This is a genomic window from Microbacterium sp. (assembly GCF_011620715.1).
Taxonomy (GTDB): domain Bacteria; phylum Actinomycetota; class Actinomycetes; order Actinomycetales; family Microbacteriaceae; genus Microbacterium.
The window spans coordinates 1-10,024 of record NZ_WOYP01000088.1 but is presented as its reverse complement, the minus strand read 5'-3'; the positions used below and the strand labels follow the sequence as shown (position 1 = coordinate 10,024).

Annotated in this window: 8 protein-coding genes; all 8 read right to left on the bottom strand. The window is 69.2% G+C overall.

The window, feature by feature from the left end:
• Window positions 1–377: 377 nt before the first annotated feature.
• A complete protein-coding gene (locus QZV84_RS09345; RefSeq protein WP_292828731.1) occupies window positions 378–1,055 on the bottom strand; it encodes a response regulator in 678 nt (225 codons plus the stop codon).
• On the bottom strand, window positions 1,052–3,547 hold the full coding sequence (locus QZV84_RS09340) for a DUF4118 domain-containing protein (protein ID WP_292828728.1): 2,496 nt from the start codon (window positions 3,545–3,547) through the stop codon (window positions 1,052–1,054). Before QZV84_RS09340 ends, QZV84_RS09345 begins: the two co-directional genes overlap by 4 nt.
• Before the next feature lie 11 nt (window positions 3,548–3,558).
• A complete protein-coding gene (gene kdpC / locus QZV84_RS09335) occupies window positions 3,559–4,170 on the bottom strand; it encodes a potassium-transporting ATPase subunit KdpC (protein WP_292828726.1) in 612 nt (203 codons plus the stop codon).
• A 19-nt stretch (window positions 4,171–4,189) separates the two neighbouring features.
• Window positions 4,190–6,346 (bottom strand): potassium-transporting ATPase subunit KdpB, encoded by a 2,157-nt coding sequence (gene kdpB, locus QZV84_RS09330; RefSeq protein WP_292828723.1) that lies wholly within the window; start codon window positions 6,344–6,346, stop codon window positions 4,190–4,192.
• Between the two features lie 3 nt (window positions 6,347–6,349).
• Window positions 6,350–8,032, bottom strand: a complete 1,683-nt coding sequence (gene kdpA, locus QZV84_RS09325; RefSeq protein ID WP_292828720.1) for a potassium-transporting ATPase subunit KdpA — start codon at window positions 8,030–8,032, stop codon at window positions 6,350–6,352.
• A complete protein-coding gene (locus QZV84_RS09320) occupies window positions 8,032–8,121 on the bottom strand; it encodes a potassium-transporting ATPase subunit F (protein WP_292828717.1) in 90 nt (29 codons plus the stop codon). The genes kdpA and QZV84_RS09320 overlap by 1 nt, the downstream gene beginning before the upstream one ends.
• Window positions 8,118–8,258, bottom strand: coding sequence for a hypothetical protein (locus tag QZV84_RS09315; protein WP_292828714.1), 141 nt, complete (start codon window positions 8,256–8,258; stop codon window positions 8,118–8,120). The genes QZV84_RS09320 and QZV84_RS09315 overlap by 4 nt, the downstream gene beginning before the upstream one ends.
• 198 nt (window positions 8,259–8,456) lie before the next feature.
• Window positions 8,457–9,857, bottom strand: coding sequence for a potassium transporter TrkG (locus QZV84_RS09310; protein ID WP_292828711.1), 1,401 nt, complete (start codon window positions 9,855–9,857; stop codon window positions 8,457–8,459).
• Window positions 9,858–10,024 lie beyond the last annotated feature (167 nt).

Here is a 10,024-nt window from a genome sequence, read left to right as displayed (position 1 = left end):
CCGCGGCGCTGTCGAAGGGGCCGGATGCCGGATCCGTCGGTCTCTCGCGCAAGCCGGTCGCGGGTGCCCACGGTGATGCGGAGCGCGCGGGCCTGGGCTGAGAGGCGGCGCCCCGCGCCGTCAGTTCTGGTCTTCGCCGCCCTTTGCAGCTGCCCCTGGGCTGGTTGCCTCGGGGTGGTTGCCTCCTCCGCGTGGTTGCCTCTGGGTGGTTGCCTCGGCGAACGCTGCACATCCCTGCGAGCGCTGCGTCGCGCGACGCAGCGCTCGCAGCAGACTGCAGCCCCCGCAGGAAACCGCAGCGCTCGCAGGGAACCGCAGCGCTCGCAGGGAACTTCAGCGCTCGGAGGAAGCCGCGGGCACACCTGCCCCGGTTGCCGTCAGGGCGCGAGAACGAGGCGGTAGCCCATGCCGGACTCGGTGAGCAGGTGCCGCGGGTGGGCGGGGTCGGTCTCGAGCTTCTTGCGCAGCTGCGACATGTACAGCCGCAGGTAGCCCGAGTCGCTCACCTGGTCGCTCGCCCAGATCTCCTTCAGCAGGGTCTGACGCGTGACGAGGGCACCGGGATTGCGGGCGAGGAACTCGAGCATCCGCCACTCGGTGGGAGTCAGGTGCACGCGTGCCCCGTCGCGCGTGACCGACTTCGTGGCCAGGTCGATCGTGACATCCGCGAACGAGACGGCCGGTTCGCCGGGACCTGTCACGGCGCGCCGCGTCAGCGCGCGCAGCCGTGCGAGCAGTTCGTCGATCTGGAACGGCTTGGTCACGTAGTCGTCGGCTCCGGCATCCAGCGCCTCGACTTTGTCAGCCGAACCGGTGCGGCCCGATACGACGATGATCGGCGCGGAGGTCCACCCGCGCAGCGCCTCGATCACCTGCACGCCGTCCAGGCGTGGCATCCCGAGATCGAGCAGCACGATGTCGGGGTGCGACTGCGCAGCGAGGGCGACCGCCGCCGCGCCGTCCGCTGCCGCGATGACGTCGTAGCCGTGCGCCGCCAGGGTGATGCGCAGTGCTCGAACGAGCTGCGGATCGTCGTCGGCGACGAGGATCTTCACGTCTCCACCGCAGGAAGCTCGATCACCATGGTCAATCCTCCGCCCGGGGTGTCCTCGGGGGTGAGGGTGCCGCCCATCCCCTCGGTGAACCCCTTCGACAATGCCAGACCCAGACCGAGGCCGGCGGCATTGTCGGTGTCACCCAGCCGCTGGAAGGGCGCGAACACGTCGTCGCGACGATCATCGGGGATGCCGGAGCCGTGGTCGATGATCCGCAGCTGGGCGGCGGATCCCCAACGACTGCTCGTCACGCGCACCCGGGTGCCTGCGGGGGCATGGCGTTCGGCGTTGGCGAGGACGTTCACGAGCACGCGCTGCAGCAATACCGGATCGGCCAGGACCGGCGGCAGCGCGGGGTCCAGCACCAGGTCGACCTCGCCCGGCCCGAGATGCAGTTCTTCCAGGGCGGCGAGGACGACGTCGGCGGCATCCACCGGTCGCAGCGAGACGGCGAGCACTCCCGCCTGCACCCTGCTGACGTCCAGCAGATCGGTCACGAGTGTCGACAGCGTCCCCAGGCTCTCGTCGGCGGTCTCGAGCAGCTCGCGACGATCGGATGCCGAGAGGTTGTCGCCCGAGGCACGCAGACCGCCGATCGCGGCGACGGCGGCGGCGAGCGGGCGGCGCAGGTCGTGGCTCACCGCGGACAGCAGCGCGGTGCGCACCTGGTCGGTCTCGGCGAGTGCTCCCACCTCCCGAGCCGTCTCGGTGAGGTCGGTGCGCTCGATGGCCCCGCCGAGCTGGGCGACGATGACGTCGAGCAGGCGGCGCTCGGATGCATCCAAGGGGGCGCCGTGCAGCTCCAGCGTCGCGCGCGGCGCGTTCTCACCGCCGATCGGCACCGCGATGAAGCGGTTGTCGCGCACCGGCTCGCCGTCGGTGGCGAGCACGGCGCCTCCGGCATCGAGCAGCCGCACGCCGCTCAACCCGAACGCCTCGCGCGTTCTGCTGACCAGCGCGGGCACGGCGCTCTCACCGCGCAGCACGCTGCCGGCGACGGAAGCCAGCAGCTCGGCCTCTGCCGTCGCCCGTTGGGCCTGGCGTGCGCGGCGGGCCGCCTGATCGACGATGTAGCTGACCAGAATCGCGATGATGACGTACAGGCACAGGGCCCACAGATATCGCGGATCGGAGATCGTCAGCGTGAACCTCGGATCGACGAACAGGAAGTTCAGGGTGAGGCCCGACAGCACAGCGGCGAACAACGCCGGCCAGATACCGCCTACGAGCGCCACGATGACCACGAGGAGCTGGAACGCGAGAACGTCCGACGTGATCGACTCGGGGGACTGGAAGGTGTACAGCAGCCACGTCAGGAGGGGCCCGCCGACGAGCGCGAGGGCGAATCCGAGCACGACACGGCGTCGGCTGAGCGCGCCCCCACTGACCCGCGGGAGCGCGAAGCGGCCGCCTGCCGCGGCGTGCGTCACGATGTGCACGTCGATGTCACCCGACTCGCGGATGACGGTCGCGCCGATCCCCGGCCCGGCGATCGCGGCGGTGAGGCGACCTCGCCGGCTCACGCCGATGACCAGCTGGGTCGCGTCGACAGAGCGGGCGAACTCGACGAGGGACCGCGGGATGTCGTCGCCCACCACCTGGTGGTAGGTCCCGCCGAGCGCCTCGACGAGGGTGCGCTGCTCGGCGAGTTCACCCGGCGCCGCCGCGCGCAGACCGTCCTGGCTCGACACGTGCACCGCGAGCAGCTCGCCGCCGGCCGAGCGGGCGGCGATGCGCGCGCCCCGACGGATGAGCGTTTCGCCCTCCGCGCCGCCGGTCAGGGCGACCACGACGCGCTCGCGGGCCTGCCAGGTGCCGCTGATGCCGTGTTCGGCGCGGTACGAGCGCAGGGCGCTGTCCACCTCGTCGGCGAGCCAGAGCAGGGCGAGTTCGCGCAGGGCGGTGAGGTTGCCCAGGCGGAAGTAGTTCGACAGGGCCGCGTCGATCCGCTCGGCCGGATACACGACCCCGGCCGACAGGCGGTCGCGCAGCGATTGGGGGGCGAGATCGACCACCTCGATCTGATCCGCGGCACGGACGACGGCATCCGGAACCGTCTCGCGCTGCGCGATGCCGGTGATCTGTTCGACGACGTCGTTGAGCGACTCGATGTGCTGCACATTGACGGTCGTGATGACATCGATGCCGGCATCCAGGAGCTCCTGCACGTCCTGCCAGCGCTTCTCATTGCGCGAACCCGGCGCGTTGGTGTGGGCGAGTTCGTCGACCAGCGCGATGCGAGGCGACCGCTCGAGGACGGCTTCGAGGTCCATCTCGCTCAGCTCGACGCCGCGGTGCGACACGACGTGGCGGGGGACGATCGGAAGACCCTCGACCAGCGCGGCCGTCGCCGCCCGACCGTGGGTCTCGACGATCGCGACGACGACGTCCGTTCCGTCGCCGAGCAGGCGGCGGCCCTCTTCGAGCATCTCGTAGGTCTTGCCGACGCCGGGGGCGGCGCCGAGCAGCACCCGCAGCCGCCCCCGCTTCATCGTTCCGCCCCTCAGTTCTGCATTGCGTCGAGCGCGAGATTCAGCTCGAGCACGTTGACGCGCGGCTCGCCGAGGAAGCCGAGGTCCCGTGTCTGGATCCTAGACTCCACGAGCTCACGCACCTCCGCCTCGGCGAGTCCGCGCGCCTCGGCGACGCGCGGCACCTGCAGCAGCGCGTACGCCGGGCTGATGTGCGGGTCGAGCCCCGAGGACGACGCCGTCACCGCGTCGGCGGGGATGTCGCCGACGGCCACGCCGTCGAGGTCGACGATCGCAGCCTGGCGCTCCTCGATCGCCGCGATGAGGTCGGCGTTCTCGGGACCCTGGTTCGAGCCGCCGGATGCGCCGCCTTCGTAGCCGTCGCCGGCCGCGGAGGGCCGCGACTGGAAGTACTCGGGCAGCGCCTCGCCCTCGGAATCCGTGAAGGACTGACCGATCAGCACGCTGCCGACCGTCTCGCCGGACTCGTTCTGCACGGTCGAGCCGTTCGCCTGCCAGGGCAGGACGAGCTGGCCGATGCCCGTGATGAGGGCGGTGTAGCCGATGCCGAGCACGAGCGTGAAGACGAGCATCGCGCGGACGGCGACTCCCGTGGCGCGCAGGGTGGTGCGGGTGGTGGACATGTCAGATCTCTCTCAGGGGTCAGAAGCCGGGGATCAGGCTCACGACGATGTCGATGAGCTTGATGCCGATGAAGGGGGCGATGATGCCGCCGAGTCCGTAGACGAGCAGGTTGCGGCTCAGGATCTGCGAGGCGCTCGCCGGGCGGTACTTCACTCCGCGGAGTGCGAGCGGAATCAGGAAGACGATCACGATCGCGTTGAAGATGATCGCGCTGGTGACCGCCGAGGCGGGCGAGCTGAGCTGCATGACGTTCAGCACCGCGAGACCCGGGAAGAAGCCCATGAACATCGCCGGGATGATCGCGAAGTACTTCGCGATGTCATTGGCGAGCGAGAAGGTCGTAAGCGCTCCGCGCGTGATGAGCAGCTGCTTGCCGATGCGCACGATGTCGATGAGCTTGGTGGGGTCGCTGTCGAGGTCGACCATGTTGCCGGCCTCCTTCGCGGCCGACGTGCCGGTGTTCATCGCGACGCCGACGTCTGCCTGCGCGAGCGCAGGGGCGTCGTTGGTGCCGTCCCCCGTCATCGCGACGAGGCTGCCGCCTTCCTGCTCGCGCTTGATGAGGGCCAGCTTGTCCTCAGGGGTCGCTTCGGCGAGGTAGTCGTCGACGCCGGCCTCCTTGGCGATCGCGGCGGCGGTGAGCGGGTTGTCGCCCGTGATCATCACCGTGCGGATGCCCATGGAGCGCAGGTCCGAGAAGCGCTCGCGCAGGCCGTCCTTCACGATGTCCTTGAGGTGGACGACGCCGAGCACCCTTCCTTCCCCGCGCGAATCGAGGGTTGCGACGACCAGAGGCGTGCCGCCCGACTGCGCGATCGCGTCGGTCTCGCTCACCAGGAGGGCGCGGGTACTCACCGCGACGGGCGCGCCGGACTGCTCCAGCCACGCCAGCACCGCTGAGCCGGCGCCCTTGCGAATCTGCGTTCCCTCCGCCAGGTCGAGGCCGCTCATGCGGGTCTGCGCCGTGAACGGCACGATCGTCGCATCGGCGGGAGACTGCACGTGGATGCTGCGGACCGCCGCCAGCTCGACGACCGAGACGCCCTCGGGCGTGGGGTCGGCGAGCGAAGACAGCGCCGCCGCTCGGGCGAGGTCGTCCTCGCCCACACCGGGGAGAGCGACGAAGTCGGACGCGCGACGGTTGCCGTACGTGATCGTTCCGGTCTTGTCGAGCAGCAGTGTGGTCACATCACCGGCCGCCTCGACGGCACGACCCGACATCGCGAGCACATTGCTCTGCACGAGCCGGTCCATGCCGGCGATGCCGATCGCCGAGAGGAGGGCGCCGATCGTGGTGGGGATGAGGCACACGAGCAGGGCCACCAGCACGGGGATCGACACGGGGGATGCCGCGAACGACGCGATCGGGTTGAGCGTGAGCACGACGATCACGAACACGATCGACAGGCTCGCGAGCAGGATGTTGAGCGCGAGCTCGTTGGGCGTGCGCTGACGCGCGGCGCCCTCGACGAGCGCGATCATCCGGTCGACGAACGTCTCGCCGGGCTTGGAGGTGATGCGCACGACGATCCGGTCGGACAGCACGCGCGTGCCTCCCGTGACCGCCGAGCGGTCGCCACCGGACTCGCGCACGACCGGGGCGGACTCTCCCGTGATCGCCGACTCGTCGACGGTCGCGATCCCGTGGACGATATCGCCGTCTCCGGGGATGAGCTCGCCGGCCGACACGATCACCACGTCGCCGAGCGTCAGGTCGGAGGATGCGACCTCGACGGTCTCAGCGCGGTCGGCCGCGGCATCCGTCGACGCGTCATAGGACGTGACCCGGCGCGCCATCGTGCTCGTGCGGGTTTTGCGCAGCGAGGCGGCCTGCGCCTTGCCGCGGCCCTCGGCGACGGACTCGGCGACGTTCGCGAACAGGACCGTCAGCCAGAGCCAGACGGCGATGCCCCATGTGAAGCCGAACGGCACGTCGGTGCCACCGGATGGCTCCGGACCGCCCAGGAACGGCTCGGCGATGGCGATCGCTGTGGTGAGCGCGGCGCCGACCCAGACGAGGAACATCACCGGGTTGCGCCACAGGGCTGCCGGGTTCAGCTTGCGGAAGGCTTCGGGAAGAGCCTGCACGAGCTGCGACCAGCCGAACGAGCGCGTGGGCTTCTTCGACGACGGGGTGACCGTGCCGGAGACGGGAGTGAGAGTGGACGTGGACATGTGTCAGACGAGCCCTTCCGCCAGGGGACCCAGCGTGAGAACGGGGAAATAGGTGAGTGCGGTGACGACGACCGCGACAACGGCGAGCAGGCCGACGAACTGCGGGCGATACGTCGGCAGCGTGCCCGAGGTCGCCGGGACCTTCTCCTGCGCGGCGAGCGAGCCCGCGAGCGCGAGGACCAGCACGATCGGGACGAACCGGCCGAGCAGCATCGCGACGCCGAGGGCCGTGACCAGCCACGGTGTATCTGCGGTGAGACCTGCGAACGCAGAGCCGTTGTTGTTCGATGCGGAGGTGAACGCATACAGGACCTCGGACAGCCCGTGCGAACCCGAGTTGTTGAGCGAGACCGACTCCACATCGCTGCGGACCGCAGGTATCGCGAAACTCAACGCCGTGCCGACGAGCACGAGCATGGGCGTCACGAGGATGTAGAGGCTCGCGAGCTTGATCTGGGCGGGGCCGATCTTCTTGCCGAGGTACTCCGGCGTCCGGCCGACGAGCAGACCGCCGACGAACACGGCGATCACCGCGAGGATCAGCATTCCGTAGAGGCCCGCGCCGACACCGCCGGGGGCGATTTCGCCGAGCATCATGTTGATCATGGGGATCATGCCGCCCAGCGCGGTGTACGAATCGTGCATCGAGTTGACGGCGCCGGTCGACGTGAGCGTCGTGGCACCGGCGAACAGCGTCGAGCCGAAGATGCCGTAGCGCACCTCTTTGCCTTCCATCGCACCGCCGGCGAGCTGGGGGGCGGTGCCGAGGCCGAGCGATTCGAGCCAGGTGACGGCCGTGATCGAGACGACCGCGATCGATGCCATCACCGCGAGGATCGCGTAGCCCTGGCGGTTGTCGCCGACCATCTTGCCGAAGGCGCGCGGCATGGCGAACGGGATGCACAGCAGCAGGAGGATCTCGAGCACACTCGTCCACGGGGCGGGGTTCTCGAAGGGGTGCGACGAGTTGGCGTTGAAGAATCCACCACCGTTCGTGCCGAGCTCCTTGATCGCCTCCTGCGAGGCGACCGGACCGCCTGGCAGCACCTGGGTACCGCCGGTGATCGTGCCGACCTCGGTGAAGCCGTTGAAGTTCTGCGCGACGCCCGCGACAATCAGCGCGATGGCCGCAACGATCGACAGCGGCAGTAGCAGTCTTGCGATGCCGCGCGTGAGGTCGACCCAGAAGTTGCCGATCGTCGACGAGCCGCGCCGTGCGAAGCCGCGCACCAGCGCGATCGCGACGGCGATGCCGACCGAGGCCGACACGAAGTTCTGCACGGCGAGTCCTGCCAGCTGCACGGTGTAGCCGAGGGTCACCTCAGGCGAGTACGACTGCCAGTTCGTGTTGGTGACGAAGGAGACCGCCGTGTTGAACGCGAGTCCCTCAGGCACGGGCGGAAGGCCGAGCGAGTAGGGCAGCACCGCCTGGAAGCGCTGCAGCGCGTAGACGAACAGCACGCCGATGACCGAGAAGACGAGCACCCCGCGGGTGTACGCCTGCCAGGTCTGCTCCGCGCGGGAGTCGACGCCGATCACGCGGTAAAGACCGCGTTCGACGCGCCAGTCCTTCTCGGAGGTGTAGACCCGGGCGATCCAGTCGCCCAGGGGGCGGTAGAGGAGCGCGAGCATCAGCAGGACGGTGGCAGCCTGAAGGATGCCGAGCCAGATCGTGGCGGCATCCATCAGAACTTCTCCGGCTTCACGAGGGCGACGACGAGGTACACGACGGCGGCGAGGGCGAACACGGCGGCGATGAGCGAGAAGACGATCATCGCTGCGCGCCTCCATCCGTTGCTCCACGCGGGGCGGCGCCCTGGGTGCGCGGACCCAGCTTCTCGACGCCCTTCGCGATCAGGCCGACGAGCGTGAAGAGCGCGAGTATGGCGGCGAGGTAGATGACATCCAGCACTGAGACTCCTGGGGGGTTTCGCATCGGCGGATCGAATGGCCGCGCGACGGGTTGTCGCACGGGTGCCTCGAGGCACCGCATCCGATGCAACACCGCCCGATCGGCCCGCAGCGGTGTCCTCACGGAATCCATACGGGTCGGCGCACTTCCCTCACGGAGTCCTCTCGCCCGGACTCCGTCGCGCAGGGGGCTATCGGATCAACCGACGATCGGGCGCTCGTTCGGGAACGTGAACAGCATGTTCCGCTGACGCACCGCGAGCGCTGCCGCCAGTCCGATCGGACCGATGCGCCCCGCGAGCATCAGCGCGGACAGCACATACTTGCCCGCCGGGTCGAGCTCGGCCGACAGGCCGACAGACAGCCCGCAGGTCGCGAAAGCCGAGATCACCTCGAAGAGGATCCGATCCAGCGACGCATCGCTGACGAGGGTGATCAGTGTCGTGGCGACCAGCACGAGCGTCGCCCCCAGGAATGTGACGCTGATGGCGACCCGCAGCAGGCCGTTCGGGATCGTGCGGGAAGCGGCGGTGATGTCGCGCGTTCCCCGGGCTTCTGCGATGATCGCGAGGAACAGCACCGCGAGGGTGGTCACCTTGATCCCCCCGGCCGTGGATGCCGAGCCGCCGCCGACGAACATCAGGGCGTCGCTGGCGAGCAGCGTGGTCGTGGTCGACGCGGCTGTGTCGGTGATCGCGAAGCCCCCCGATCGCATCATCGTCGAGGCGAAAAGACCGTGGAAGATCTTCTCGGCCGGGTTCATCTCGCCGATCGTGGCGGGGTTGGACCACTCGAACACCGTCCATGCGATCGCTCCGGCCACCAGCAGGATCGAGGTGGTCAGCAGTGTCAGCTTCGTGTGGAGGGTCCAGCGCGAGAATTTCCACCGAGTGCTGATGAGGTTCAGGAACACCGGGAATCCGAAGCTTCCCACGAAGACGCCGATCATCACCGGCACGAGGATCCACAGGTTGCCGTCGAACACCGTCAGGCCCCCGACATGGACGACGAACCCGGCGTTGTTGAACGCCGACACCGCGTAGAAGAGTCCATACCACAGGCCGAGGCCCCAGCCCTCCTCGACGACGAACGCGGGGGTGAGGATCACCATCAGGACGCCCTGGATCGTCAGCGTGGTCAGCACCACGACCCTGAGAAGACTGCGGACCTCGCCCAACTCGGGTGAGCCGATGGTCTGTTGCGCGAAGATTTTGCTACCCAGGCCCAGCTGCCGGGTGACCGCGCGTGAGAGAAGGAGCGCGAGGGTGACGATGCCGAGGCCGCCGATCTCGATCGCGATCAGGATCACGACGAGCCCGAACGGCGACCAGGCGGTCGCAGTGTCGATAGTGGTCAGTCCCGTCACGGTGATCGCCGAAACGGCCGTGAAGACGGCATCCTCCCAGGCCGCCGCGCGGCCGGTGGCGGAAGCGATCGGAAGTCTCAGGAGGACGGAGAAGAACAGCGCAGCGAGCACGAACACGAGCACGGATGCGCGCGCGGGAGAGCGCCGCACGAAGTAGGCGACCGCACGCACGATGCGTCGCGGCACCGTGAGCCGCAGAAGAGAGCCGTCGGGATAGCGACGTGAGTCGCTCATCGCGCGTCCACCCGATCGCCTTCCCTCCGCAGGTCCAGCGTCCACGGTACTCCGGGCCGAGGGATGAGGCGGCGCGGCGTGCTCGTCGCCGCACCCCCGCGGTTCGTCCAGCTCACTCGGAGGACAGCATCCGCACGCCGTCGAGCACGGCGGAGTGCGTGTGCGGC

Coding starts and splice junctions, on each gene's coding strand:
- QZV84_RS09340 (WP_292828728.1), bottom strand. CDS start 3,547: ATGAAGCGGGGGCGGCTGCGGGTGCTGCTCGGCGCCGCCCCCGGCGTC.
- kdpC (WP_292828726.1), bottom strand. CDS start 4,170: ATGTCCACCACCCGCACCACCCTGCGCGCCACGGGAGTCGCCGTCCGC.
- kdpB (WP_292828723.1), bottom strand. CDS start 6,346: ATGTCCACGTCCACTCTCACTCCCGTCTCCGGCACGGTCACCCCGTCG.
- kdpA (WP_292828720.1), bottom strand. CDS start 8,032: ATGGATGCCGCCACGATCTGGCTCGGCATCCTTCAGGCTGCCACCGTC.
- QZV84_RS09320 (WP_292828717.1), bottom strand. CDS start 8,121: ATGATCGTCTTCTCGCTCATCGCCGCCGTGTTCGCCCTCGCCGCCGTC.
- QZV84_RS09310 (WP_292828711.1), bottom strand. CDS start 9,857: ATGAGCGACTCACGTCGCTATCCCGACGGCTCTCTTCTGCGGCTCACG.